The organism is Fictibacillus barbaricus, from assembly GCF_031457135.1.
GTDB lineage: Bacteria > Bacillota > Bacilli > Bacillales > Fictibacillaceae > Fictibacillus > Fictibacillus barbaricus_A.
Map to the genome: position 1 here is coordinate 263,574 of NZ_JAVDWA010000002.1, position 25,462 is coordinate 289,035.

A 25,462-nucleotide genomic window follows, 5' to 3' on the forward strand; every position below is an offset into this window, starting at 1 on the left:
ACAACCACTTTCTTTATTAAAGATAGTGGTTTTTTTATTGGGAAAATTTAGTTGTTATCACACTTAGACGACTCAAGGAGGGCGATCATGACAACATTTACTGAAATTTTACGCAATAAGGCAGACCAAATTTGGCAAGCTAATCTTCATCATCCATTTGTTGAAGGAATAGCAAGTGGTGCACTGCCACTAGAAAATTTTAAGTTTTATGTTTTACAAGATTCTTATTATCTTTCCCATTTTGCAAAAGTTCAAGCTTTAGCTGGTTCAAGAGCAGAAGACCTTTACACAACTTCAAGAATGGCGTCTCATGCACTCGGAACTAGCGAAGCGGAGCTAGCACTTCATGAGAAGTTTATTAAACAACTGCAAATCACAGATGATGAACTCGCAAACTTTCAACCCGCTCCTACAGCTTATCATTACACCTCACATCTCTACCGTGTTGGTGAATCAGGTACATTGGGAGAAATAATTGCTGCGATTCTGCCGTGCTACTGGATCTATCATGAAATCGGAGAAAAATATAAAGGTTCAACGCCTAGCGAACCTATTTTTCAAGAATGGATTGGAACATATGGTGATGAATGGTTCGCTGATTTAGTTCACGAACAAATTAACAGGTTAGACCTATTGGCAGAAAAAGCAAGTGATTCAGAAAGAAATAAAATGACCGCACATTTCTTGTTAAGCTGCCAATATGAATATTTATTTTGGGAAATGGCTTACAAAATGGAACAATGGCCGTTTGATTCAAAAAGCGAAAAACAAGTAGTTAAAGGAGAATTTTAAAATGTCTAAAGGATTAAAGCTAACAGATATACTTGTAACGATCGTTATTTCTATCGGTTTTGGAATCGTTTATAAACTTTGGGGACCTTTATATTATGCGGTTAAACCTATTGGTCTGCATTTAGATCAATTTATTTATGGCATGTGGTTTATTGCTGCGACTGCAGCCTTTCTTATTATAAGAAAGCCAGGTGTCGCACTTTTAGCCGAAATTGCTGCTTCCTCTGGCGAGTTTTTAATGGGATCAGAATTCGGATTAGAAGTACTGTTATACGGAGTGGTACAAGGATTATGTGCCGAATTGATTTTTATGGCTTTCCGTTACAAACGATATGATTTAATGACGGTATCTATAGCCGGCTTGAGTTCTTGTACGGGATCATTGTTTATGGATTATTACAAAGGATATATTGGAGACTTATCAACATGGAATTTAACGCTGTACGTTGCTTTAAGATATATAGGTACGATTGTGTTCTCAGGAATTATAGCTTTCGGAATTGTTAAAGCACTTGAAGCAACTGGCGTAACAAACTTAATTCGACCTGCATCAAAAGAAGATTACGATGCATTAGAACAATAAAAGAGGTGAAAGCATTGGCAATTGAAACTTCGGTGGATCAATTAAGATTAAAATTTCCAAACGAAAAAAGAATGCTGTTTAAAGATTTATCAGTTTCTTTTAATAAAGGGGAAAAAGTCTTGCTTCTCGGTCCATCCGGATGCGGAAAATCCACATTGCTGCAAGCTCTGTCTGGCTTAATACCAAGTACGATAGAAGTACCTATAAAATACAATGAAATTCAAGTTCCTAAATCTTGGGGATTTGTTTTCCAAGATCCCGACTCACAGTTTTGTATGCCTTTTGTCGACGAAGAAATTGCATTTGTTCTCGAGAACCTGCAAGTTCCGAGAAGCGAGATGAAAGGGAAAATCTCTGAATTATTAAATATAGTTGGTCTTGATTTGGAGGATATTCATACTGAAATCCAAACCTTATCAGGGGGGATGAAGCAGCGGCTGGCAATCGCATCCGTCTTAGCACTAAATCCAGATGTCCTTTTTCTAGATGAACCTACTGCGCTAATTGATGAACGGGGTACCAACCAGATTTGGAATACAGTAAAAGAGGTATCTAAAGACAAAACAGTGATTATTGTGGAACATAAGATTGATCAGATTCTTGATTTTGTTGACCGCGTAATTGTGTTTGATCCTTTTGGGGAAGTTATCGCTGATGGAAATGTTCAACACGTTTTTTCAACTTTTAAAGAAATGCTTCATCAATATGGGATCTGGTACCCAGGTGTTTGGGAGAGACATATGCTCAATGAAAAGGGAAAAGCACCAAAATGGGAACCGAATGCTATAGAACAGACCACATTAACATTAGGTCACTTTAAAGGCTATCGAAAAAAAGAGGTCATGGTTTCATTTGATCAAGCACACGTATCTGCTGGTGAATGGATTGCTGTCATAGGAGAGAATGGAGCAGGGAAGAGTACATTGCTTTTATCTCTTATGCAATTATTAAAAACAAACGGAAACTATTGCATTGATGATAAACCAATTAAAGGGATTAAAAATCTGCAAAATAAAGCCTATTTTGTTTTTCAGAATCCAGAATATCAATTTGTAACAAATACGGTTTATGATGAATTAGCCTTTGCCTTAAACCATCAGAAAGCAGAACCTGAATATATTAATGAAAAGGTGACAGAACTTCTAATCGCCTTCGGTCTACATGATAAGAAAAACCATCACCCCTATCATTTATCACTCGGTCAAAAGCGTAGATTAAGTGTTGCTACAGCCTTTATACAAAACCCAAAAATTTTGCTATTAGATGAACCTACATTTGGCCAGGATTCGCAAAATACGTTTAGACTGCTTAATTTCCTAAAGAAAGAACAACAAAAGGGAACGATTATTATAATGGTTACTCATGACTTCAATATTGTGAACCATTTTGCTACATGTGTCTGGGAAGTACGAAATAAAATTGTAAAAGAAAAGGTTTTGACTAGAAACGAGGATGTATTATGCAGGAACTATTAACTCAACAAGAAAGCTGGCTGCATAAAATAAATCCATCCTTCAAGCTGATTATCCTGACACTTTTGTTTATTTTCGGTATATTAATTCATAATGTGAATTTTATGATTTCCTTTACTATTGTAATGTCCATTTTGTTTTTGTTTTTCACAGGACATTCCTATAAAAGGGTTTTCCTTTTTTCATTGCCATTTATGATCATTTTCGTATCTACTTCCTCATCCATGATATTTTTCGGAGAAGGTAAAACATTGATTTTTCAATGGGGATTGATTCATATTACTGAGGAAAGTTTATACCGTGGTATACATTTAGGATTCCGTGCACTATCCTTTGCCATGTTAGGGTTAACATTTGCCTTAACAACACGACCAGTATATCTATTTTATTCGTTAATGCAGCAATTACATCTCAAGCCTAAATATGCATACAGTTTTATGGCGGCGGTTCGGCTGCTGCCAATCATGATAGAAGAATTTCAAACGATCAGATATGCACAAAAAGTAAGAGGGGTAAATTCATCAAACGGGTTATTTGGTTATTTTAAGATGATTAAGTCCTTAATGATTCCATTGCTTTCACAGAGTATTAGGCGTGCATTTCGAATCGCAGTAGCAATGGAAGCAAAACGTTTTAACAATGATAGTAAAAGAACATATTTTTATCAGATCGGCTTTTCTAAGTTTGATTTGTTATTCTTGATCTACTTTGTTATTTGCATTGGTCTCGCTTATTTTGCAGCAATAGAATACCCGCTTTTTCCTTCAACAGATGTTCGGCAGCTTTAGAAAAAAGCCATTAGATTCAAAAAGAAAGCACATTCTTTTATTAAAGAGTGTGCTTTTTATTTCGATAGGGTTATACGATTATTCTGTATTAATAATACTGCATGATCACCCTTGTTTAACTTTTGAAAAATGGGGCGAGGTACAGTTATTGTTTTGCCAGAAGAAAGAACTAATTTATACACAGGAACTGTAACCACGTTGGAGCCGATATCTAATACTTTTTCAACCTGCTCTTTTTGAACAATTTCACCTTCGTATTTTTTTACATTTAATTCATTCTCAACAGAGCCTGACCATGCAAAAAATCCTAAACAACCAGCCATAAAAGGAATAAAGTTTATAAGAAACCTCAAAAAAACCACCTCATTCTATTATTTCACAAAGCGCTGCAAATTATAGAAAAAGGGAAAAGGGTATAAAGGAGGGATTACTCGAATGATAGCCAATATAAAATTAAGACCAATCTTTTTGTGACTTTGCTTTTCCTAATGATCTGTTATGCCATTTGGATAAGAGGATAATAGCAAGAAGGGAACCCGTTAATGTAAGAAGCATGTCCCATTGAGCATCCCAAATATCACCCTGTGCTCCTACAAAATCCTTCGATGTCCGTTTTGACATACTGCCAGCAATCCATTCAACGATTTCGTACAATGCTGCGGTAGCCAGAATCATATTCAGTGCCAGAAATTGAACCCACTTTCCGATTGGCAGCTGTGTCTTTCGGATTAAAATTTCACGAAAAACGATAACGAGTAACCCTTTGAAAAAATGACCAAATCGATCATAATCATTTCGTTTTAAATCAAAATGTGATTTGATCCAATTGAAGAGTGGAACATCATCATATGTATAATGACCGCCAATAAACGTCAATATCGTCAGAAAGGCTATGATCGTATAGGCAAAGGTTGAAAGTCTCATTTTGTTATAAAGCAGAAGAATAACAGCAATTGCCAAAACAGAAGGGCCAACTTCGAGCATCCAGATAAAATAATGCTTTGGCTTAATAAGTGACCAAACGAAAAAGACTGTTACAACAGCTAAAAGCATGAGATGAATTTTATTTTTGTTCATTGAAGAAATCCCTCACAATCTATTTATAGTATTGAGGTTCTTCAGCTTTCATATACTCAAAAAGCACTTCGATATTTAAAAAAAGGAAGTGAAGCAGCATGACAAAAAAGATCGCTGTAGCCGTACTTCATGGAATTGGAGATCAAAAAGAGGATTTTTCTGATATCTTTTCAGACGAGCTAACAAAACGCTTTTCTCAAAACGTAAAGCCATATATACCAGAGCCTGATGTACAACTAGTGATTCAGCCTATTTATTGGGGCAGCATATTTAACGAAAGAGAAAACGAGATGTGGAACAGTCTTTCAACTGGTGCTAAATTAGACTTTGCGAAAATCAGAAAATTTGTTGTCCAATTCTTTGGCGATGCCATAGCTTATCAGCCTTCAGACAACCCAAATCCAAACTACATAAAGGTTCATGAAACAGTCGCCCGCGCTCTTCAAAAATTAAGCCGGAATGCTGGTGCAGATGCACCGCTTTTCATCGTGGCACATAGTTTAGGCACTGTTATTACGAGTAATTATTTTTATGATTTACAGTACATACCTCACAAAATACACAACTCCGTAAAACAAGAAATGCATGAAACCCCTCTAGAAAATGGAGAAACATTAGCAGGGTTTTATTCACTTGGCAGTCCGCTTGCTCTTTGGAGTCTTCGTTATGCCGATTTCGATAAACCGATATCTGTCCCATCCCCACATTTGGAAAACTTTTATCCTGATCTTTCTGGCGGTTGGGTAAATATGTATGACAAAGATGATGTTTTTGGATATCCCTTAAAGCCATTGAATGAAGCCTATAATAAAGCAATTAATCAAGAAATCGAGACAAACAGCGGTAATATCATTAATAGCTGGACACCGCTTTCACATATGTATTATTTCACAACGAAGGACATCATCAAGCAAATTGGTGATGACTTAGCAGAAAGCTGGAAAAAAATAAACTTATCAAAGTAAACCATGTATAACAATCCTTTTTGTCCAAGAACACTAAAGAAAAATTGGGTGATGTCATTCCATTTCCTTCAGCCCAATGTGAAGAATGATTCAGCAAATTGGACGGTTGATAATGGATAATCAACTTAAGCAAACTTTTGGCTCTGATTTACAAAACCCAGAAGGGGACAAGCATTATAGTGAATCACTTTTATTTTCCGGGAGCTGGATTCAAGCAGTTGGTGCTGTTCTTTCTGCATTAGAAGGATCAAAAATAAAAAAACTGAACAACCGTTTGTTGGCTATTTTTTGTGTTGGACATGCTGATTTCTAAATCGGAGTTGAAGGTTAGAAAGTAGGTGGGTTGATATTGAAAGTTGAGGATGTAACATTCAATAAGCAGATTGTTAATATGTTTACCAATCCATTCATGAAAAAGTATACAAATTTTACTACTTTTTATGAATTACGTACTTCATTAACATATCCTGGTTCTTTTCCATACGTAGGAGCATTTACTGATTTACCACTGGATATATGGAATATACATATTGATGAAAATACAAATTTTGATTCATGGGAAAACATGCAAGAAGTTGCTTTAAAAGAATATGAAGAGCAAAAACAAGAACCTAGTAAATGAAACGACGCTGCACAGTGCCTATCAATAGGCTATTGTGCAGCGTTAATGATTTATAATAAAGTAATTACATTCCTTTTTTATCACTTTTTCCTTGGCTGAATCTTAAAACATATTTTAATAATGGTGGAACAGCAAAGAATATAAATAGAATGCGGAACAGTTGGTATCCTGTAATCATGGAGATATCTGCATGCAGTTCGTGACCGATGATCCCCATCTGATCAGCCCCGCCTGGCGCTAAACTTAAGAAACTGGTTAGTGACGAGAAATGAAATTGCATGGAAAGGATATAACTTAATCCCAATGAAATGCAGACAAGCATGATTCCGCTAAGAAGAGCGACTGGAATGATGGCCTTAGATTTTAATTGTTCAGGCTTTAACAATAAGCCGATATATCCGCCAATCATAAATTGTGAGATATCTAACAAAAGAGATGGAATTGGCGGACCTGTGAATCCTGCTACATTTAAAACAGCAATCCCTAAAATGGGTCCTAATAAAAAGGCAGTAGGCAATTTAATCCTTTTTCCAATTAAGGCGATTACAATAGCAAATACAGCGAAAAAAAGTACACTTGGTAACTGATAATCAAATTGTGCAAGTGGAACAGAAGTTTCTCTATTGGCATATTTTGAACTATTTTCTAAAAATAGTGGACTAAAAATGAGGAATGGAACAAAAAAGATGATGGTTAACAACCTAGTAACTTGAAAAAAAGTTACAGTTGTAATGTCTATTCCCTTTGATTCTTCTGCAAAGGTAATGATTTGTGAAAGTCCCCCAGGTATACTGCTTGTTAATGCAGTTGGAAAATCGATGCTGGATAGTTTGGATATAATGAATGCCATTCCCATGCAAATTAAGACAAGCAGAACTGTCATTAATGCCATGGAAGGAAGTTTAGAGGAAATGGTTATTAACGTGTTTTTCGTGAATGTTAATCCGATGGAATAGCCAACGATAATTAATCCCGTATTTCTTATACCTGTGGGCCAATATAAGTTAACCTTTTTTATCCGAGAAACAATTAACACAGCAGTCATTGGACCTAACAGCCATGGAACAGGGCAGTTTAATAAAGTGAAAAATAAACCGCCTAAATAAGCTGTGGCAAGTGCAGCCATAAATGACAGAAAATGAACCTTATTATTAAAAATTAATTTCATTTTTCAACCTTCTTCTTTACTATTCTTTTTGTGCTTCCTTACTATAGTATAGCACAATAAACCAATTCATTTTAAAATGAACGCATCCGAAACGGACCAATCGAAGAATATAAAATAGAATTATCTTTACAATCGCTTTGTCTTTAGGCAATGCGTTTTTTATTTTCGAATAACTTTCCATCACTTTAGAGCCTCTGTAAATAAACATTTACAAACACACAATGAACCCATTACTTTAACTTAATAACTCTTTAGTATGGTGAAAAAGACACATATACTAAGGGGGCAATTATGACGAGTAAACGGATAAAGAAAACTTCACTCCTATCTCTTACTGCACTAACGTTTCTAACTATACTTCCTTTCTCAGATGGATATATTTCAAAAACGAAAACTGTTGAGGCAGAAAACCAACAGTCACCATTTAGGAATTATGAAAATAAAGAAACACAAAAATTACAAGAGGGTGTAACTTATTCACGGATTGTCTACGGAAAAGCAAATCAGAATGATGCATACATGGTAAACGTAGATTTTCTTCCTACAAAAGAAGATGCCATTAAGCTGCGCGACCAGCTTACTGCTAAAGGATATCATCCTTTTGTTCAAACCATTAATGGAAGAGCACAAGATGATCCACAACAAAGTCCTCTTGGTTATTTAGTGCGAATGGGACCATACAAAGAAGAATCAAACGCAAAAATGATAAGTAACGACCTTATTTCTAAAGGGTACTCCGATTCAAAAACTGTTTTTACAGGTGAAGATGGAGAATCAACAACAGGTCCATGGGTTGTTCATGTCATTGAAATGGATCCAAAAACCTTTAATGGAAAGGTTTCATCAGCTTTATCTAATAATCAAATTCCAGGAAAAGAAACAGTTACAAATATGTCAAAAACAAATCATGCACTAGCAGGTGTTAATGGCGGATATTTTGTAATGGGACCAAAAGATGGAACTGAAGGTGATCTTGCAGGAGTTTCAATGGTAGATGGAAAGCTTACGAGTGAAGCGGTTAATGGCCGGACAAGTCTTGTTTTAGACAAAAAAAACCAAGCTTCCATTTCAGCAGTATCTACTAAACTTAGCATTCAAACAGCCGATGGGGGCAAAAGAGAAATTGATGGATTAAACAGGGTACCTGGCCTCATTCGTGGATGCGGTGGTGTAGGAGATCAGGAAACAAATCAGCCTAAACACGACTTTACTTGTACAGATACAAGTGAATTAATTCAGTATTCTTCACTTTATGGAACTGAAACGCCTTCTGGTAAAGGTACTGAAGCCGTGATTAACGGTAAAGGAAGGATTACTGAAATCAGGGGCAAACGTGGCGGTACAATTCCTAAAGGAAGTACGGTTATAGCAGGTACAGGTGAAAGTGCTGAGTGGATTCAACAGCATTTGTATGATGGAGAAAAAATCACTTTAACAAAAAAGGTATTTGCAGATAATCACTCTATTTCCTCAAAAAATGGTATGGGAATCGTTAATGGCGGACCGAGACTTTTAAAGGACGGAAAGATGGATATTCCTTCAACTGCAGAAGGATTGCACCAGCCTGATAATCCAGAATTCTTTTATCAGTTCGGTCAAAGGCGCCATCCTCGTACGATTGCAGGTATAAAAGCTAATGGGTCTCTACTTTTAGTTACAATTGACGGAAGGAAACCAGGATATAGTGTTGGTGCTAACTTTAAAGAAAGTGCACAACTCTTGAAATCTCTCGGTGCAGTCGAGGCGGTAAATCTTGATGGAGGCGGCTCAACTACTATGACCGTTAATGACAAAATGGTAACCACACCTTCTGACACTACTGGTGAACGACCTGTTGGTGACGCGATCTTACTCACTCAGTAAGAGATAATAAACTTTTTGGTTCTTTCTTAAAAAGTAGTTTCTAGAAAGTGACGACTCTTCGTGAAAAGTTGATTGAAGTGCAAGGTGCGAGACTCCTGGGGGATTAGTGGGACAGTCCGAAAAGCGAAGACGGTTTGGTCAGCCCCGACAAGCAAAAGGGAAATGGGTTAAGAAGGCGCTTTTTGCCCTCAGACCATTTAACTTTTGACCTCGAGAGGCTAACCGTTGTAGCTAGACAGGTGAGACTCCTGAAAGTGCGAAGCGCTTAGGAGGCTCACCGCACACCCCCCGGAAAGCGAGCATCCTGGAACGGAAATCAACCACTTTCAAGAACAACAAAGTTTGCGAAGACAGCCAACTTTTTTAACCCATTAATACTCTAGGAGGATAATTGATGAAAAAATTACTGCTTACTTTTGCAGCCGCTCTTTCAATTGGTACTGTTACTACGGCGTTTGCAAATTCAGATATTCAAACTGATAATAAAGGAAAACAACTTGCAGACAATTTTCAGCAACTGTCCCGTGACACTGTATGGGAACCGAAAGAAAATATTGAACTGCAATTTAACAGTTATCACCCTCAAGGAATGACAAAAATTGGTGACTTGTACTATATGTCATCGGTTGAAGTGCTCGAAAAGCCTGTAAAATACGATCAACCGCGTGATGGCTATGACCGTACACCTGGTAAAGGAATCGGCCATGTTTTCGTATTTGATAAACAAGGGAAGCTCTTAAAAGATATTAAGTTAGGTGAGGGAAATATTTATCATCCAGGCGGTATTGCATTTGATGGTAAATCCATCTGGGTATCTGTTGCGGAGTATCGGCCTAACAGCAAATCTATCATCTATAAAATCAATCCAGAAACAATGGAAGCCAAGGAAATGTTCAGAGCAAACGATCACATCGGAGGAATCTTAAGTGATGGAAAAAAAGGAAATCTAAAGGCAGTCAGCTGGGGATCAAGAACATTTTATGAGTTCAGCCAAAAAGGGAAAATAGTCAGTAAATCAAGCAACCCGAGTCACTTTATTGATTATCAGGACTGTGAAAGTGCAGGGAATGAAAACATGATTTGCAGCGGTGTTACAGAATTGCCGCAGCAAGGAAGTTCTGCAGGTAAATATGAACTTGGCGGGTTAGCATTACTGAATATGAAAACTATGAACATGGTACATGAACTGCCGATTACTCTCTTTTCATCTCAAGGGCATAATGTTACACGAAATCCTGTTTACCTTGAGAATTCACAACATGGTATGAAACTGTATGGGATACCTGATGATGAACATTCTACTATGTACGTTTATGAAGCAAAATTGGATAAAAAATAATTAAGCAAAATCAAAAACACACTTTGAGATTACCATCAAATGTGTGTTTTTAAATTCTCAAAATTTTTTATAAACCCTATTGACCTTGACGTTACGTAAAGGTGTAAATTTAAATTGTCGGGAGGTGAAAACATGGAGTATACCATTCAAAAGCTTAGCAAGTTAGCAGGAATCAGTACCCGTACACTTCGGTATTATGATGAAATAGGGATTCTTAAGCCAGCAAGAATCAATTCTTCAGGTTACCGAATATATGGAGAGGCTGAGGTTAACAGACTGCAGCAAATCCTTTTTTACAAGGAACTAGGGTTAGAATTAGAAAAAATAAGAGACATAGTAACTTCTCCTGCATTTAACGTTTTAGATGCATTAAGTGAACACCGCGAACAACTCCTGAGTAAAAGAAAACAATTAGACTTGCTGATTGAGAATGTAGAAAAGACAATCAGCAATAACGAAGGGAGATTAATAATGACAGATAAAGAGAAATTCGAAGGCTTCAAACAAAAGACCATTGATGATAATGAGAAAAAGTACGGGAAAGAAATCCGGAATAAATACGGTGATAATGCAGTTAACAAATCGAACCAGAAAGTACTAAATATGACGCAAGAACAACATGATGAAGTTACGAGAATGGGAGAAGAAATTACAGCAACTTTAGCACAAGCCTTTCAAACAGGAGATCCTTCTAGTGACCTTGCACAAAAAGCTGCTGAGCTCCATAAACGCTGGTTGATGTTTTATTGGTCAGACTACAGCAAAGAAGCGCATGCAGGTCTTTCTCAAATGTATGTAGATGATGAACGATTCACGGCATATTACGATAAAGAACAGCCAGGAACAGCCGCTTTCTTTAGAGATGCCATTCACATCTATACAGGAATGAAGAAATAGTTTTATAGCGAATGGGAAGAGATAATGATCGTTGTTATCCTCTTTTTTTCGTTTTAATAAGCGAAATGGTTTACACTATATAGGATTAGGTTTAGAAAGGAATGAACATATTTTGACGCAAAAGCTCTATTATTCTTCACCTTATACAACCGAATGGGAAACAAAGATAAAAAGAACATTTGAACAGGATAATGATAATTTTATCATCTTAGAAGAAACGGCATTTTATCCTACTGGAGGGGGGCAGCCGTTTGATACAGGAAGTATTAATGGCATAGAGGTAGTAGATGTCTTCACAGAAAATGGTGAAGTCATACATAAAGTTACAAACCTGCCAGATGTATCGAATGTGAACTGTAAGATAAATTGGGATAGACGCTTTGATCATATGCAGCATCATAGCGGCCAGCATTTGCTTTCTGCTGTTTGCTATTCACTATTTGATGCTCTTACTGTCAGCTTTCACCTTGGCAGTGAATATGTAACGATTGACGTTAATACATCCGAATTAAATCAACATCAATTAAACCAAATTGAAAAAGAAGTCAATAAACAAATCTATAAAAACAGACCGATTCATACCTATTTTGTTTCGAACGAAGAATTGGTGAAGCTGCCGCTATTAAAAATGCCAAAGGTCACTGAGAATATCCGAATTGTTGAGATTGAAGGAATTGAACATAATGCATGCGGTGGTACTCATGTTTTAAGAACAGGAGAAATTGGAATCATTAAACTGTATAAAACAGAAAAACAACGTGGAAATACTAGAATTTTCTTTAAATGCGGAACCCGAGTATTGCAAGGCATAAATGAAAGTCAGCAAATTTTAAGCAATCTTTCCGCAAAGTTTAATACGGGACGAGATGATATTCTGAACCGATTGGAAAAATGGGAAGAAGATCATAAACAACTTGAAACAGAGATTAGTGTATTAAAAGAACAGCTCAATCAATATCAAACGAAAGAGCTTTTGGATAAAGCAGATCATGAATTTCTTGCTCATGTATTTGAAGTGAAAAATTTTAATGACATGAAAGAGCTAGCCATCAAGGCAGCAAGCGAAAACAACTTATTTGTTTTGTTTTTATCACTCTCTGAAAACAAAGTTATACTCGCACAAAACGGGACGTATCCTACTTCGTGCGGTCAATTTTTAAAACAGCACTTAGCAGAGTTCAATGGAAAAGGCGGAGGGAACGATAAAACTGCTCAAGCTGCGTTTGCTGCTAGGGAAGATGCAGAAAAGTTTTATCATTTTGCCATTCAAAAAATAGCTGGAAATTAACAAAAAAGCAGAGTACGCAATTGCCGTTCTCTGCTTTTACTTATTCAAATTAAAAACATAGCAACGATTGTTGTAACAACTAAACCAATTGTAACTGGCTTTAAGTTTCTTCTAGCCAGTTCAAATGGATCAACGCCACAGATTGCCGCAGCCGGAATCAATGCCCACGGCACCAATGTTCCGCCCCCTACCCAAATCGCAGCTATTTGCCCTAAAGCAGTCAATGTTGCAGCACCAGCTCCTATAGCCGTACCAAAAATGTTGGCAACAGACCCTGCTAGCGAGATGCCTGAGAAACCAGAGCCATCCAACCCTGTAATAGCTCCTACAGCAGTAAGAGTAATAGCACCAATTTCTTTACTCATCGGCACAACAGATGCTAATGCGACACCGATATCGTTAACAATACCTTGTGAAGCTTTCGGTAAAAAATCACCAATGATTTTTGTAAACCCTGCATCTCCCAAATAGAAGAAAGCAGCGATTGGAATGACAGGTCCGAAAACCTTGAAACCAAATGTAAAACCTTCAATCATGTACGAAGTTGTCTTTTCAAGCCCCGTGTTTTTATGGCTGAACATCGTGATAAGCAAAAGGATGAATACAGAAGTTCCGCCGATCAAAGCAGTTGCGTCTCCACCTTGAAGCTTGAGAATAGACATAGCAGCTACGTCTAAAGCGAACAACAGAGGAATGAGGATGGCAAAAAATTTCTTTTGACCTTGTGAAAGCAGACCTGTCTCATCTTCAGCAGCTTCCACAAACTTTGTTTCTTGTACTCCAGTATCCATTGTAAGCTTACCAGATTTCATATCACGCCTTAAAAAATAGAAGGCTGCAGCTGTTGTAACGATGCCCATTACTAGTACGAGCGGAATACTAGCATCAATTACTTCAGTGATAGGAAGTCCTGCAGCATCAGATGTTAATTTAGGAGCGGCTTGAATAACAAAGTCACCTGATAAAGCTATTCCATGACCGAATAGGTTCATTGCCATGGCGACACCTAATGCAGGCAATCCAACTCTTACTGCCACCGGAAGAAGCACTGCACCTAATAGGGCAACAGCTGGCGATGGCCAGAAAAACCATGAAATAACCATCATTACTATACCAATCGTCCAGTAAGCAAGTGCAGGTGTGCGAATCATTTTAGAAAATGGAGAGATCATTACATCGTTAATACCTGTAATCGTTAACGTTCTGCTCATCGCTACAATGATTGAGATGACGAGTATGGTAGGGAGGAGTTCTGTAATCGCATATATGAAACTGTTAAATATACTGCTGATTGATCCGCTTAAGGATCCGGTAGCTGTAATCGCGATTAAGAATATGCCAAGGATACAAATTAACGAGGTATCACGCCTTTTTACCATGAAACCTATGATTAAACCAATGAACACAATATAAATCCAATGCAGCGCTGTAAGTTCAACGCCCATTTTAATACCTCCCCTTATGGGTAATTAGCCCTTATGATGTAATACAGGATATGTTGAAAGGGAAAAGGGGTGAGAAAAATAAATACAAGGAGCAAACACACAAATAAGTGAAAAATAATTCGCGCTTTAATTCAAATTACACAAAAAAAGCCGATGAATTTCGGCTTTTTGGCTTGTTTATGAAACTCTGTTTTTGTTAGGATAAAAATTCACCTGATTTTTTCCTTCGTTTTTAGATATATATAGTGCGTGATCAGCTAATTGTAGAATTTCTTCAGGTGTAGTATCTTTTTCAGTCAAAAGCGCGGCACCAATACTGCAACCAACCTGTACCTTATGTCCTTGTATGAAAAATGGACGATTTAGTTCTCTAATAATCTGATCTGCTATTTGATTAGCCACCTGAATGGGAGAAGGTGTGACAGTCGAGATCATGACTACGAATTCATCACCTCCAAGACGAGCCACAAATTGGTCATTATTCAAACAGGATTTGATTCGTATTCCTACTTCATTTAACAAAATATCTCCAACATGGTGACCAAATGAATCATTTACTAACTTAAATCCATCAAGGTCAAGATAAAGAAGAAAATTACTTTGATGTGTATGATCACTAACAAGTTTTTCATTTAAATACGTATAAAGTGATAAACGGTTTGGAAGTCCCGTAAGTGCATCATGCATCGCGATATTTTCCATTTTCCCTAGCTCAGATTCTGTTTTCACAAGGGAAGCTACGAGTTCTCTTAAAGATAAGGATAGAATCTCAATGTCTTTTATTCCTTTAAAATACGGAATTTCAACATTTTCACCATGCCTTAACTTATTAGCAGCTTGAGTTATCTTAAATAAAGGCGTTGATACTATTCCAGCTAAAAACCACCCGAGTACTGCCATTAGAATAGAAAATATGGTTCCTATGATAAAAATCAATTGATTTAAGTGATTTACAGAAGAAAATGCAACATCTTCCGGTTGCCGGACAATAACAGTCCAGCCTAATCCTCTATAATTCTTATAACCTTTTCCAAAAGCATAACCTGTTAAATACCGTTTTCCATCTGGCCATCTTTCTAGCTTCCAATCGTTTCTTTTGAATTGAACAGATTCTAGATTACTTAACTTTAATGGTTTACCAAGCATGTTTTTTGGTCCTAATAACACGGTTTGATCCTTAGAGCTAACGATAAAGAGTTCAACATCATCCCGCTTTCCTTGAAGAGGCTGCAGAACAATATTTTTCACCTCTTTCGTCCATTCCCAACTTAAGTGTGCAGCTAGAACCCCTTTAAATTTACCGTCATTACCAATAATGGGAGTACTAATATCAACGAGCTGGAGAGGTTCACCATCCTGAGTGGGTAACCATTTAGCTAATAACAGTGCATTATGTACGTCACCTATAAATGGTTTATCAAGTGCTTCTTTAAATACAGGGCGCTCGGAAATGTCTACATTTTTTAGAATTTTTCCGCTTGATGCTGTAACAATTCCTTTATTGTCTGTTGTTCCCACCCATGAAAAGGTCGGGATGCTCGTATGAAGCTGGTCTAATAATTTTTGAGCTTCATTGGATCTGTTAGGATTTTCCAGTGCTTCAAGCTGACTGAATACTTGAATTTCCTGAAAGCGAGACCACATAAAATAATCAAGCTTATCTGCCATCTGGAAAGCAACACCAGCTAATGAATCTCCAACTTCCTTTTCAAGCTTTTTACTGGACTGTTTACTGATTGTAATACTTAAAAAAACAGTAGTTATAAATATAAATAAGGCAAACGTCAATGCAAAATAAGTTCTTAGTTTAATAGACAATGTAAAAGTCTCCTCAGAAAACGTTGAATACGGCAATGATATTACCAATTATGGGAATCAACACCACAAAGATGATTATAACCAAAAGAATTGTTATTTGAAATTTCTTTTTTCACAAGGCAGTTTTCAAAAAGATTATTGCTCTATGAAGTGGTTGATTTCCGTTTCAGGATGCTCGCTTTCCGCGAGGGGTAAGGTGAGCTAGCTAATTGCACCTGAAGGGTCTCACCTGTCACGCTGATCCTGCAGGACAAGGAAGGCTTCTGCCGCAATACATCGCACGAAGAAAATGTGATTTTTCATTTTCGAGGAGTCTCGCACCTTGCACTTCAATCAACTTGTCAAAGAAGGGAAAAAAAGAGATTTAAAGAATAGTAATGAAATTGGAAACTGAAGGAGAGTGTTTGTTTTATGTGTGGGATTTGTATCTAAATATCAAAAAAGAGATCAGGCATTACCTAAGAAGTTAATTAGATTGCAAGAAGCCATTCATGAAGATTTAACCAATGACCCTCAAATCATTGCCTATTTTTACGGAGGGTCGCTCGCAAATAATAGCACGGATTGCTATTCAGATATAGATCTTCGTATCGTTATAAATGAAGATTTTTATGAAACATACAGAAAAAACAAGAAAGAGCGAGCAAGAAAGTGGGGAGATGTCCTTTTTTATGAGGATTATCCAAACGCCACACATTCTGTTGCACATTACAAAGAGTTTATTAAAGTAGATTCATTCTATTATAAACCGAAAGATCTTTATCCCTCTGTTTATATGAAACAAGCTATGATTGTTTTTGATCGTTACGGAATCGTATCAGACATTATGGAAAAATCACAGGCTATTCATTACGTATTGAGTGTTGAAGAATTTGAAATTTGGCGCGGGAAATACTTTGCCCATATGCATGAAGTTTATAGAAGAGTTATGAGAGAAGAGCTGTATTACGCGTTAAGTTCACTAGATAAAATGAGATGCTCTATAGCAATAGGATGGGATATGGAGATGGATCGAGTTCCGAATGCATTAGGAGATTGGTCTAAATATGAAGGAAAAAGAACTCCATTAAAATCTTCACAATTAAGTTTACTTGAAAGCTGGGACTGCACGCGTAATCCACATCAAATTTTTCATGTATTAAAATCGTTAAATTTAGAGTTTAAAAGGGTTCATAAAGTGTTATGTGAAAAGCTCGAAATTAATGAAAACACAGAATGGGTTGACGAAATCATACAATTGGCAGAATAAGAACTTCATTGATATTTACTGAGAGGGTAACCTTAGCGTTTATCCTCTTTTTTCTGCTCTGTTTTTTATAAACAGGAAGTGGGTAATATAAATATATTTACTTTAAAACAAAACGACTCAAAAACATAAGGGGAATCAGATCTCATGAAAATCACACCTGACCAGCATATTACCTTACACGGATTTAATAACCTTACAAAGTCATTAAGTTTTAATTTGTATGATGTATGTTATACGAAATCAAAAAAAGAACGTGAAGCTTACATAGAATATATTGATGAACAATATAACGCAGAGAGGCTGACTAAGATTTTGGAAACTGTTTCAGATACGATCGGTGCTCATGTACTTAATGTGGCTAAGCAAGATTATATCCCTCAAGGTGCAAGTGTAACCGTTCTTGTATCAGAAGGACCGATAGTAGAAGTTCCTACAGATTCTATAGATGAAAATTCAGCTATGCCAGGATCAGTCGTTATGCAGCTCGACAAAAGTCATTTAACGGTTCATACTTACCCGGAATTCCATCCAGATGAAGGAATCAGTACATTCCGAGCTGATATTGATGTATCAACATGCGGAGAAATTTCACCGCTTAAAGCATTGAACCACCTCATCGATTCTTTTGAAACAGACATCGTTACAATGGATTATCGCGTTCGTGGATTTACTAGAGATATAGAAGGGAAAAAATTATTCATCGATCACGATATTAGTTCAATCCAAAATTATCTTTCAGATGATATTAAACGTGCATATGACATGATTGACACAAACATTTACCAAGAAAATATATTTCACACGAAATGCAGGCTGAAAGAATTCAATTTAAACAATTATTTATTTGGCTACACAAAGGATTCACTTGATGAAAACAGCATTAAAAAAATAACGGAACGATTGAAGTTAGAGATGGATGAAATATTTTACGGAAGAAACGTAAAGCATTCACCAAGATAAAAGAAACAAAGTCTTAGAGTAGCCAAGATAGATGAAGGCTGCTCTTTGTTTTGTGTTTTAATTATTCGAAACGCACCGTACAATTGGTGTATAATAGCATTTAGAATGAATGCAGCCAGGAGTATGCTGCATATTCATATTTATCATTTTTTGATTCAAAAGTTGAAAGAGAGTGAGAAACAATGGGTCGTAAGTGGAACAATATTAAAGAGAAAAAAGCATCTAAAGACGCAAATACTAGCCGTATCTATGCAAAATTCGGACGTGAAATTTACGTTGCGGCAAAACAAGGTGAACCCGATCCTGAAAGTAACCAGTCTTTAAAAGTTGTCCTTGAGCGAGCAAAAACATACAGCGTTCCAAAAACAATAATTGATCGCGCAATTGAAAAAGCGAAGGGCGGATCAGAGGAAAACTACGATGAACTTCGTTATGAAGGTTTTGGACCTAATGGCTCCATGGTAATCGTTGATACTTTGACAAACAATGTAAATCGGACTGTCGCTGAAGTTCGCTCTGCTTTTAATAAAAATGGCGGAAACATGGGAGTATCTGGGGCAGTGGCGTATATGTTTGACGCAACAGCTGTGTTCGGACTTGAAGGGAAATCGGCAGAAGAAGTACTTGAACTATTGATGGAAGCAGATATTGATGTACGAGATGTGATGGAAGAAGATGATTCTGTCATTGTCTATGCAGAACCTGATCAATATCACGCTGTTCAAGAAGCATTAAAAGAGGCGGGCATCACAGAGTTTACAATCGCAGAATTAACTATGCTTCCTCAAAATGATCTTGAACTTCCGGAAGATGCGCAGACACAATTTGAAAAACTTATCGATGCACTTGAAGATTTAGAAGATGTGCAGCAAGTCTATCATAATGTTGATTTAGGAGAATAAATAAAGAAAAATTGGCTGACACCAGTCTTTTCCGACAGCCTGTGTTCATTTACGATATCAAGCATTACTTTTATATGATGAAAAAAAGCGGTCTCTATTGAGATCGCTTTTTTATGATTATCATACAAGTTGTAATTACCACAAAACCAGTTAACGCTAATAATGGAATAGTAATAAAACCTAGCCAATTAATGTATTGGCCAGAACAAGGCACACCAGACGAACATACTTCAAAGGCTTTTAATGCTGGTATTTTTTGAAGTGCATAGTGGTAACTGGATAGCAATATACCAAGGACAGAAAGTGGAAGGATGTACCGCACAATCTTCGTATCTTGATGATAATAAGCAATTCCTAGTAAAATCACCATCGGATACATCAAAATCCGCTGATACCAGCACATCGTACAAGGTATGAAATGAAGTACCTCACTAAAATAAAGACTTCCGAGTGATGCAACAATCGCAGTAATCCAAGCAAATAACAATGATTGAACAGGCACCGTTATTTATTCTCCTTTGCAGCATCATCAACCATTTTTTCCAAATCACCAAAAGTATTTCCTTCAAATTTCTTTCCATTAACGAAAAGAGTAGGAGTTCCTGAAACACCTAAATCTTTTACAAGCCCGTTATCTGTTTCAACAGCTTTACTACCTGTACTCGTATCTAATTTAGTGCTTACTTTTTTAACATTTTCTTTTGTCGTGACTTCTCCCAAAGTTTTTAACAAGAAATCTTGTGTGAAAATATCTTTGTGCTCAAGACTTTCATCTACTGGCTGTTTTTTGTAAAGCAGTTCGTGAAACTTCCAAAAAGTATCATTTCCAAGTTCTTTATAAACCGTTTCACCAAATTCTGCAGACCTTTTGGAATCCACATTAATAAATGGATAGTTTATAAAATAGAACTTCACTTTACCGGTTTGGATCAATTCCTTATCGATAACAGGGAAGAAGGATTCATTAAAGTCTTTGCATATCGGGCATTTATAATCTCCAAATTCAATAATCTTGACTGAAGCATCAGCATTACCAAGATACGGCTGGTTTTTATAAGAAATAGATGCACCATTATTATCCTTATTATGATTTCCGGTTAACAAAAACACGAGAAGACCAACAGTGATAATACCAATGACCCAAAAAATCCATGCAGAAGAACTCGTTTTTTTCTTAACTGGTTTCCCCTTCATGTTTTGCTTTTTCTGATTGCTCATTGTTCACCTCATATGTAGATAGATTCTATTACTAAATTAAAAGAAGTTACTATTATCGTATACAAATTAGCCACCTTTTACAATAATGAAAGAAAAAAAGCGCTAATCAATAAATACTCAATTACTGAATTTAAGAAAATAACTGATTGTTTTAACCTTTATGTAAAAACTTTCCGTAAACAATATGAACAATATGCTCATTATGAACGTAAACTTCCATTTCAATTCTAGCGTGATAGGATAATAAAAAGCTTAAATGAAAACGCTTTCAAAAGGGGGATATTAATGAATTTGAAAAATTGGAAATCTTGGTTAATGGCTGGTGTGCTCATGTCAACTGTCACTGCATGCAGTACTTCCGGAAGCGGGGACAATACTGGTGAATCTAATTACCCTAAAAAACCTATCACAGTTGTAGCTCCATCAGGTGCAGGCGGAGGCTGGGATTTAACAGCTCGATCACTTACTAAAGTTCTTGGAGAAACAAAATTAGTCGATCAGACAATGACAGTTGAAAACAAGCCTGGTGGCGGAGGGGCGGTTTATCTAGCTGAATATGCAACTCAGTATAAAAAAGATGATTATAAATTATTTATTAGTTCACCGCCAATTCTTATAAATAATTTAAAAAAGGAAGGAAACAGCCCTTACGGTTATAAAGACACTACACCACTCGCTCAGCTGACAAAAGACTTTGGTGCAATCGTAGTAAAGGCAGATTCAAAATATAATAGTCTGAAAGAGCTGATGGATGCAGTTAAAAATGATCCTAAGTCAGTAACTGCAGCAGGGGGATCGGCACCTGGATCCATGGATCACCTTGTTGCTGTTCTTCCTGCTTATAAATCAGGTGTAGATCCGAAAACCGTAAAATATGTTTCTTATGACGGCGGTGGTGAAGCAATAGCAGCATTGTTAGGAGGCAATGCAGATTATATCGCTACAGATGCTTCAGCAGTTGGAGAATTCCTCAAAGCAGGTAAAGTAAAAGTTCTTGGAGTTTCATCCACTGAAAGGTTAAAAGGCGATCTTGCAGATGTCCCAACTTTTAAAGAAGAGGGAATTGATACAGATTTTACAATTTGGAGAGGGGTCTTTGGACCAAAGGAAATGTCGAACAATGCAAAAAAATATTGGTCAAAAAAATTAGAAAATCTTAATGATAGCCAAGAGTGGAAAGACGAACTTAAACGAAACGGCTGGGAAGAAGAATATAAAAGTGCAGATGATTTTTCGTCATTTTTAAAAGAACAAGAAAAACAAGTTGAAGATCTTTTGAAATCTTTAGGCATGAATAAATAAGTGGATGAATGGAGAAGTGAAATCTACTTCTCCATTTTCTTTAAACCTACACAAATTAAGGAGAGTGTGTTATGCAAACAATTGGTTTTGACCGGTACGCCAGTATATTTTTCGCGCTTATCGGTTTTACTTTTTTAATCGAAAGCAGAAAAATTGCTGATAGTGCGTATGGCAGTGATGTAGGACCAAATGTTTTCCCTTTTTTATTAGGACTTATCCTCATTTTATTAAGTGTTAAACTCTTTTTTGAAACATTAAACTCTGATAAAAAAAGAAAAAGTCCAGAAAAATTAGAAATAAAACGTTTTCTTATTATCTTTGCTATGAGTGTGTTTTATGCAGCTTTTTTAGAAACATTAGGTTATATCATTAGTACGTTTTTATTCCTTTTCATTTCCTTTCAAGCCATGGAGAAAGGAAGTCTTATCAAAAACGTAACAATTTCTGCACTCTTTTCAATCTGTGTTTACTTTTTATTTGTAGAACTATTGAAAGGTTCATTACCTGGATTGCCAGTGTGGTTTAATTAGGAGGTTAATAGTATGAGTGTTATGGATTTTCTTTTACAGGGTTTTCAGACAGCTATTCAACCAGAAAATCTCTTCTTTGCCTTTATCGGCGTTTTAATAGGTACTGCAGTAGGCGTATTGCCTGGTATTGGTCCAATGAGCGGTGTAGCCTTGTTAATCCCTGTAACAGCAACATTAACTGGCGGAATGGATCCAAGTGCCGCCGCTACAAGTTCTATTATATTATTAGCTGGGGTTTATTACGGGGCTATGTACGGCGGCTCGACAACTTCCATCTTGCTTAACACACCAGGTGAATCTTCATCAGTTGTTACTACGCTTGATGGCTATCAAATGGCAAAACAAGGACGTGCTGGTGCTGCTTTATCCATTGCTGCTATTGGGTCGTTTATTGCAGGAATTGTATCAATTATTGGGTTAGTGCTGCTAGCGAATCCACTTTCAGAAATGGCATTAAAATTTGGACCAACAGAATATTTTTCTCTTATGTTATTAGGACTAGCTGCAGTTAGCGGGCTTGCTGGAGGCTCGATGACAAAAGCTTGGATTATGACAGTTACCGGGCTCTTGCTTGCCACTATCGGTATAGACGCTGTATCTGGAGTATCAAGATTCACGTATGATTTGCCGATATTGTACGGTGGTCTTGAATTTTTAACAGTTGCAGTCGGATTATTTGCATTGGGAGAAGTCTTTAAAACAATACTTCATAAAGAAGAGGATCAAGACAGAATTGCCAAAGTAGGAAGAGTCATTCCTTCTAAAGAAGATTTAAAAGAAAGTGCAGGTCCCATTGCACGCGGTTCAATTCTTGGTTTTTTCATTGGTGTTCTGCCTGGAGCAGGAGCCACTCTCGCTTCTTTTTTTTCATATATTGCCGAAAAAAAATTGAGCAAAACACCAGAGAAATTTGGTAAGGGCGCAATTGCAGGAGTTGCAGCACCTGAGTCAGCTAACAATGCGGCGTCAGGAGGCGCAATGATTCCACTATTAACACTCGGAATTCCCGGCTCTGGAACAACGGCAATATTAATGGGTGCTCTCATTATGTATAATATCCAGCCAGGTCCGCTTCTGTTCAGTGAGCATCCCGATGTAGCATGGGGGCTTATAGCAAGTATGTTTATTGGAAATGTAATGCTTCTCATATTAAACATGCCTTTAGTGAAAATTTTTGCAAAAATTATCGAAACTCCATCGAAATATTTACTACCTATCATTGTGGCAATATCAGTTTTTGGTGTGTACGCTGTCCAGTTCACAACTTTCGATTTATATCTCTTGATCGGTTTTGGTCTTGCGGGATACTTTTTAGCAAAAAATGATTATCCCCTTGCTCCACTTGTCCTTGGACTAGTTTTAGGACCGATGATAGAAAATAATATGCGTAGAGCATTGACTACATCTAATGGTGATTTTATGGCTTTTATCCAGCATCCAATTTCAGCTTTTTTCCTGATATGTGCCTTTTTATGGATCGTAATACCATTCATTTTAAAATTAAGAGGAAAAAAAGTAGTCATAAATGTAGAAGGATAAACAAAAGTGAAAGAGAAGACTTTCTAAACAGGAAGTCTTTTTGTACTTGGGGGAATTCATGAAACTGCAGACAAAATTAATTTTAATCAGCACCTCCCTTATTTTTATTGTCATCGCTATTTTAGCTGTCATTTTTCAAGTCATGTTTGAAAATACAATAAAAGATCAAATTGGACAAAGAGCCTTAAATGTTTCTGTAGCAGTCAGCAGAAATCCACTAGTAATAGAGGCATTTGAAAAAAAAGATCCTTCTAAAGTAATTCAGCCTTATGCTGAAGAAGTAAGAAAAAAAACAGGTGCACAGTATATTGTAGTAGGCAATACAAAAGGCATCCGATATTCACATCCGATAAAAAACAGAATAGGCAAAAGGATGGTTGGCGGGGATAATGATATCGCATTATCAGGCAAGTCTAGTATTACAGAAGCTATTGGCTCTCTTGGGCCGGCTGTACGAGGGAAGTCGCCAGTTTTTAATAGACAAGGCAAGATTATTGGATTAGTATCCGTAGGTTTCTTAACTACCAATATCAATAGCATAATTTGGCCATATAAATTAAAAATATTAATCGTTGGTATACTTACTCTACTTCTAGGGATACTAGGTTCGGTCTTGATTGCTAAAGGAGTTAAGCGGGCAACTCATGGATTAGAACCTAAGGAAATCGGATTATTGTACAAAGAAAAGAGTGCTATCTTAGAAGCAATCAGGGAAGGTGTTATTGCGATTAATCGTAATGGAGAAATCACAATGGCAAATCATACAGCGTTTCAGATGTTGGGTTTGCCAGAGGGTGAAATATTAGGGACAAGTATAATTAAAGCCATTCCCAACACTAGATTAATAGAAGTAATTGAAACAGGTAAAAGTGAGTTCGATGAACAAATGAAACTTGGAACCAGTAGTGTGGTTGCAAACCGTGTCCCGATTTTTGATGATAACAAAAACGTAATCGGTGCAGTTGCTACCTTTCGTAATAAAAGCGAGCTATTTCGGCTGAATGAAGAACTTACACAAGTAAAAAGTTATAGTGAAGGTCTTCGCGCGCAAACACATGAATTTTCTAATAAATTGTATTTAATCTCTGGTCTCATACAATTAGGATCTTATCAAGAAGCACTAGATGTAATTACAAAAGAATCCGATATGCATCAAAATTTTGCTCAATTAATTATGAAGAGAATTCCTGATCCCTACATCGCTGGATTATTAATCGGTAAATTTAATCGTTCCAAAGAACTGAATGTAAATTTAATCATCGACACTTCCACACATCTTGATGGGCTTTCAGCAGAAATAGATAGGCAATTACTTGTGACGATAATTGGAAATTTAGTCGATAATGCCATGGAAGCTGTCGTTCAAAATATGGATGTAGATAAAACCATAATAATAAGTCTCTCGAATCTAGGAGCACAATTATTAATTGAAGTGGAAGACTCTGCAGCAGGAATTCCGCCGCAAATAGTAAATGACTTATATAAAAAGGGATTCTCTTCAAAAGGTGTAAATCGCGGCTACGGACTTTATTTAGTAAAACAAGCGGTAGAACAGTTAGATGGTGAAATATACTACGAACGAACTAAAGCCCATACAACTTTATTTACTGTTATTATTCCTAATGAATAGAGGCTTGAATAAACC

25 protein-coding genes are annotated in these 25,462 nt (G+C 36.7%); 18 read left to right on the forward strand and 7 right to left on the reverse strand.

The features are described from left to right. The first annotated feature begins 87 nt into the window (after window positions 1-87). Genes tenA through J2X07_RS06685 form a run of 4 tightly spaced genes read left to right on the forward strand, consistent with a single transcriptional unit; the run spans window position 88 to window position 3,635 of the window. The gene (gene tenA / locus J2X07_RS06670; RefSeq protein ID WP_310257685.1) at window positions 88-792 is read left to right on the forward strand and encodes a thiaminase II; all 705 of its coding nucleotides are present in this window, start codon (window positions 88-90) and stop codon (window positions 790-792) included. 1 nt (window position 793) lies between these two features. Continuing rightward, window positions 794-1,375, forward strand: coding sequence for an ECF transporter S component (locus J2X07_RS06675; protein WP_310257686.1), 582 nt, complete (start codon window positions 794-796; stop codon window positions 1,373-1,375). A 5-nt stretch (window positions 1,376-1,380) separates the two neighbouring features. Beyond that, the gene (locus tag J2X07_RS06680; protein ID WP_310257687.1) at window positions 1,381-2,850 is read left to right on the forward strand and encodes an ABC transporter ATP-binding protein; all 1,470 of its coding nucleotides are present in this window, start codon (window positions 1,381-1,383) and stop codon (window positions 2,848-2,850) included. Then, window positions 2,835-3,635: an energy-coupling factor transporter transmembrane component T family protein gene (locus J2X07_RS06685; RefSeq protein ID WP_310257688.1), complete on the forward strand. Its 801-nt coding sequence runs from the start codon at window positions 2,835-2,837 to the stop codon at window positions 3,633-3,635. The genes J2X07_RS06680 and J2X07_RS06685 overlap by 16 nt, the downstream gene beginning before the upstream one ends. Window positions 3,636-3,691: 56 nt before the next feature. Here J2X07_RS06685 and J2X07_RS06690 read toward each other — a convergent pair whose 3' ends face one another. Continuing rightward, on the reverse strand, window positions 3,692-3,988 hold the full coding sequence (locus J2X07_RS06690; RefSeq protein ID WP_310257689.1) for a hypothetical protein: 297 nt from the start codon (window positions 3,986-3,988) through the stop codon (window positions 3,692-3,694). A 100-nt stretch (window positions 3,989-4,088) separates the two neighbouring features. Then, window positions 4,089-4,712 carry a DUF2238 domain-containing protein gene (locus J2X07_RS06695; protein WP_310257690.1) on the reverse strand — a complete coding sequence of 208 codons (624 nt, stop codon included), beginning with the start codon at window positions 4,710-4,712 and terminating at the stop codon, window positions 4,089-4,091. A 98-nt stretch (window positions 4,713-4,810) separates the two neighbouring features. On the opposite strand from J2X07_RS06695, the gene J2X07_RS06700 reads away from it, so the two are divergent. The 3 genes from J2X07_RS06700 to J2X07_RS06710 all read left to right on the forward strand — a co-directional run bounded on the left by J2X07_RS06700 (window position 4,811) and on the right by J2X07_RS06710 (window position 6,299). Further along, window positions 4,811-5,677: a chemotaxis protein gene (locus J2X07_RS06700; RefSeq protein ID WP_310257691.1), complete on the forward strand. Its 867-nt coding sequence runs from the start codon at window positions 4,811-4,813 to the stop codon at window positions 5,675-5,677. A 112-nt stretch (window positions 5,678-5,789) separates the two neighbouring features. Further along, window positions 5,790-5,990 carry a hypothetical protein gene (locus tag J2X07_RS06705; RefSeq protein WP_310257692.1) on the forward strand — a complete coding sequence of 67 codons (201 nt, stop codon included), beginning with the start codon at window positions 5,790-5,792 and terminating at the stop codon, window positions 5,988-5,990. A 36-nt stretch (window positions 5,991-6,026) separates the two neighbouring features. Further along, window positions 6,027-6,299 carry a hypothetical protein gene (locus tag J2X07_RS06710; RefSeq protein ID WP_310257693.1) on the forward strand — a complete coding sequence of 91 codons (273 nt, stop codon included), beginning with the start codon at window positions 6,027-6,029 and terminating at the stop codon, window positions 6,297-6,299. A 64-nt stretch (window positions 6,300-6,363) separates the two neighbouring features. On the opposite strand, the gene J2X07_RS06715 is transcribed toward J2X07_RS06710, so the two are convergent. Continuing rightward, window positions 6,364-7,467, reverse strand: a complete 1,104-nt coding sequence (locus J2X07_RS06715) for an AbrB family transcriptional regulator (protein ID WP_310257694.1) — start codon at window positions 7,465-7,467, stop codon at window positions 6,364-6,366. A 291-nt stretch (window positions 7,468-7,758) separates the two neighbouring features. Between J2X07_RS06715 and J2X07_RS06720 the strand changes: the two genes are divergently transcribed. The 4 genes from J2X07_RS06720 to J2X07_RS06735 all read left to right on the forward strand — a co-directional run bounded on the left by J2X07_RS06720 (window position 7,759) and on the right by J2X07_RS06735 (window position 12,854). After that, on the forward strand, window positions 7,759-9,330 hold the full coding sequence (locus J2X07_RS06720) for a phosphodiester glycosidase family protein (protein ID WP_310257695.1): 1,572 nt from the start codon (window positions 7,759-7,761) through the stop codon (window positions 9,328-9,330). A gap of 394 nt (window positions 9,331-9,724) precedes the next feature. Further along, window positions 9,725-10,669: a DUF6454 family protein gene (locus J2X07_RS06725; protein WP_310257696.1), complete on the forward strand. Its 945-nt coding sequence runs from the start codon at window positions 9,725-9,727 to the stop codon at window positions 10,667-10,669. Between the two features lie 132 nt (window positions 10,670-10,801). Beyond that, window positions 10,802-11,566: a MerR family transcriptional regulator gene (locus tag J2X07_RS06730; RefSeq protein WP_310257697.1), complete on the forward strand. Its 765-nt coding sequence runs from the start codon at window positions 10,802-10,804 to the stop codon at window positions 11,564-11,566. 112 nt (window positions 11,567-11,678) lie between these two features. Next, entirely contained in the window at window positions 11,679-12,854 is a 1,176-nt protein-coding gene (locus J2X07_RS06735) for an alanyl-tRNA editing protein (protein WP_310257698.1), read from the forward strand. Window positions 12,855-12,898: 44 nt separating this feature from the next. On the opposite strand, the gene J2X07_RS06740 is transcribed toward J2X07_RS06735, so the two are convergent. Further along, entirely contained in the window at window positions 12,899-14,299 is a 1,401-nt protein-coding gene (locus tag J2X07_RS06740; RefSeq protein ID WP_310257699.1) for a hypothetical protein, read from the reverse strand. A 177-nt stretch (window positions 14,300-14,476) separates the two neighbouring features. After that, window positions 14,477-16,117: a sensor domain-containing diguanylate cyclase gene (locus J2X07_RS06745; RefSeq protein ID WP_310257700.1), complete on the reverse strand. Its 1,641-nt coding sequence runs from the start codon at window positions 16,115-16,117 to the stop codon at window positions 14,477-14,479. 400 nt (window positions 16,118-16,517) lie between these two features. On the opposite strand from J2X07_RS06745, the gene J2X07_RS06750 reads away from it, so the two are divergent. The 3 genes from J2X07_RS06750 (at window position 16,518) to J2X07_RS06760 (ending at window position 19,228) form a co-directional block, all read left to right on the forward strand. Beyond that, the gene (locus J2X07_RS06750; RefSeq protein WP_310257701.1) at window positions 16,518-17,366 is read left to right on the forward strand and encodes an aminoglycoside 6-adenylyltransferase; all 849 of its coding nucleotides are present in this window, start codon (window positions 16,518-16,520) and stop codon (window positions 17,364-17,366) included. A 144-nt stretch (window positions 17,367-17,510) separates the two neighbouring features. Then, the gene (gene speD, locus J2X07_RS06755; protein WP_310257702.1) at window positions 17,511-18,326 is read left to right on the forward strand and encodes an adenosylmethionine decarboxylase; all 816 of its coding nucleotides are present in this window, start codon (window positions 17,511-17,513) and stop codon (window positions 18,324-18,326) included. A gap of 182 nt (window positions 18,327-18,508) precedes the next feature. Beyond that, entirely contained in the window at window positions 18,509-19,228 is a 720-nt protein-coding gene (locus J2X07_RS06760; protein ID WP_310257703.1) for a YebC/PmpR family DNA-binding transcriptional regulator, read from the forward strand. A 94-nt stretch (window positions 19,229-19,322) separates the two neighbouring features. Here the strand turns inward: J2X07_RS06760 and J2X07_RS06765 are convergent, their stop codons facing one another. Beyond that, window positions 19,323-19,730, reverse strand: a complete 408-nt coding sequence (locus J2X07_RS06765) for a disulfide oxidoreductase (protein ID WP_310257704.1) — start codon at window positions 19,728-19,730, stop codon at window positions 19,323-19,325. 2 nt (window positions 19,731-19,732) lie between these two features. Further along, entirely contained in the window at window positions 19,733-20,446 is a 714-nt protein-coding gene (locus J2X07_RS06770; protein WP_310257705.1) for a DsbA family protein, read from the reverse strand. A gap of 285 nt (window positions 20,447-20,731) precedes the next feature. On the opposite strand from J2X07_RS06770, the gene J2X07_RS06775 reads away from it, so the two are divergent. The 4 genes from J2X07_RS06775 to J2X07_RS06790 all read left to right on the forward strand — a co-directional run bounded on the left by J2X07_RS06775 (window position 20,732) and on the right by J2X07_RS06790 (window position 25,447). Next, a complete protein-coding gene (locus J2X07_RS06775; protein WP_310257706.1) occupies window positions 20,732-21,748 on the forward strand; it encodes a tripartite tricarboxylate transporter substrate binding protein in 1,017 nt (338 codons plus the stop codon). A 71-nt stretch (window positions 21,749-21,819) separates the two neighbouring features. Continuing rightward, on the forward strand, window positions 21,820-22,278 hold the full coding sequence (locus J2X07_RS06780; protein ID WP_310257707.1) for a tripartite tricarboxylate transporter TctB family protein: 459 nt from the start codon (window positions 21,820-21,822) through the stop codon (window positions 22,276-22,278). Window positions 22,279-22,290: 12 nt separating this feature from the next. Next, the gene (locus J2X07_RS06785; RefSeq protein WP_310257708.1) at window positions 22,291-23,817 is read left to right on the forward strand and encodes a tripartite tricarboxylate transporter permease; all 1,527 of its coding nucleotides are present in this window, start codon (window positions 22,291-22,293) and stop codon (window positions 23,815-23,817) included. A gap of 58 nt (window positions 23,818-23,875) precedes the next feature. Continuing rightward, window positions 23,876-25,447, forward strand: coding sequence for a sensor histidine kinase (locus J2X07_RS06790; protein ID WP_310257709.1), 1,572 nt, complete (start codon window positions 23,876-23,878; stop codon window positions 25,445-25,447). The last annotated feature ends 15 nt before the right edge of the window (window positions 25,448-25,462 follow it).

Excerpts from the sequence above, each read along its gene's own strand:
- J2X07_RS06790 (WP_310257709.1), top strand. The coding sequence starts at position 23,876 with ATGAAACTGCAGACAAAATTAATTTTAATCAGCACCTCCCTTATTTTT.
- J2X07_RS06695 (WP_310257690.1), bottom strand. The coding sequence starts at position 4,712 with ATGAACAAAAATAAAATTCATCTCATGCTTTTAGCTGTTGTAACAGTC.
- J2X07_RS06780 (WP_310257707.1), top strand. The coding sequence starts at position 21,820 with ATGCAAACAATTGGTTTTGACCGGTACGCCAGTATATTTTTCGCGCTT.
- J2X07_RS06770 (WP_310257705.1), bottom strand. The coding sequence starts at position 20,446 with ATGAGCAATCAGAAAAAGCAAAACATGAAGGGGAAACCAGTTAAGAAA.
- J2X07_RS06700 (WP_310257691.1), top strand. The coding sequence starts at position 4,811 with ATGACAAAAAAGATCGCTGTAGCCGTACTTCATGGAATTGGAGATCAA.
- J2X07_RS06760 (WP_310257703.1), top strand. The coding sequence starts at position 18,509 with ATGGGTCGTAAGTGGAACAATATTAAAGAGAAAAAAGCATCTAAAGAC.
- speD (WP_310257702.1), top strand. The coding sequence starts at position 17,511 with ATGAAAATCACACCTGACCAGCATATTACCTTACACGGATTTAATAAC.
- J2X07_RS06775 (WP_310257706.1), top strand. The coding sequence starts at position 20,732 with ATGAATTTGAAAAATTGGAAATCTTGGTTAATGGCTGGTGTGCTCATG.
- J2X07_RS06705 (WP_310257692.1), top strand. The coding sequence starts at position 5,790 with ATGGATAATCAACTTAAGCAAACTTTTGGCTCTGATTTACAAAACCCA.
- J2X07_RS06785 (WP_310257708.1), top strand. The coding sequence starts at position 22,291 with ATGAGTGTTATGGATTTTCTTTTACAGGGTTTTCAGACAGCTATTCAA.
- J2X07_RS06675 (WP_310257686.1), top strand. The coding sequence starts at position 794 with ATGTCTAAAGGATTAAAGCTAACAGATATACTTGTAACGATCGTTATT.
- J2X07_RS06725 (WP_310257696.1), top strand. The coding sequence starts at position 9,725 with ATGAAAAAATTACTGCTTACTTTTGCAGCCGCTCTTTCAATTGGTACT.
- J2X07_RS06685 (WP_310257688.1), top strand. The coding sequence starts at position 2,835 with ATGCAGGAACTATTAACTCAACAAGAAAGCTGGCTGCATAAAATAAAT.
- J2X07_RS06715 (WP_310257694.1), bottom strand. The coding sequence starts at position 7,467 with ATGAAATTAATTTTTAATAATAAGGTTCATTTTCTGTCATTTATGGCT.
- J2X07_RS06740 (WP_310257699.1), bottom strand. The coding sequence starts at position 14,299 with ATGGGCGTTGAACTTACAGCGCTGCATTGGATTTATATTGTGTTCATT.
- tenA (WP_310257685.1), top strand. The coding sequence starts at position 88 with ATGACAACATTTACTGAAATTTTACGCAATAAGGCAGACCAAATTTGG.
- J2X07_RS06730 (WP_310257697.1), top strand. The coding sequence starts at position 10,802 with ATGGAGTATACCATTCAAAAGCTTAGCAAGTTAGCAGGAATCAGTACC.
- J2X07_RS06720 (WP_310257695.1), top strand. The coding sequence starts at position 7,759 with ATGACGAGTAAACGGATAAAGAAAACTTCACTCCTATCTCTTACTGCA.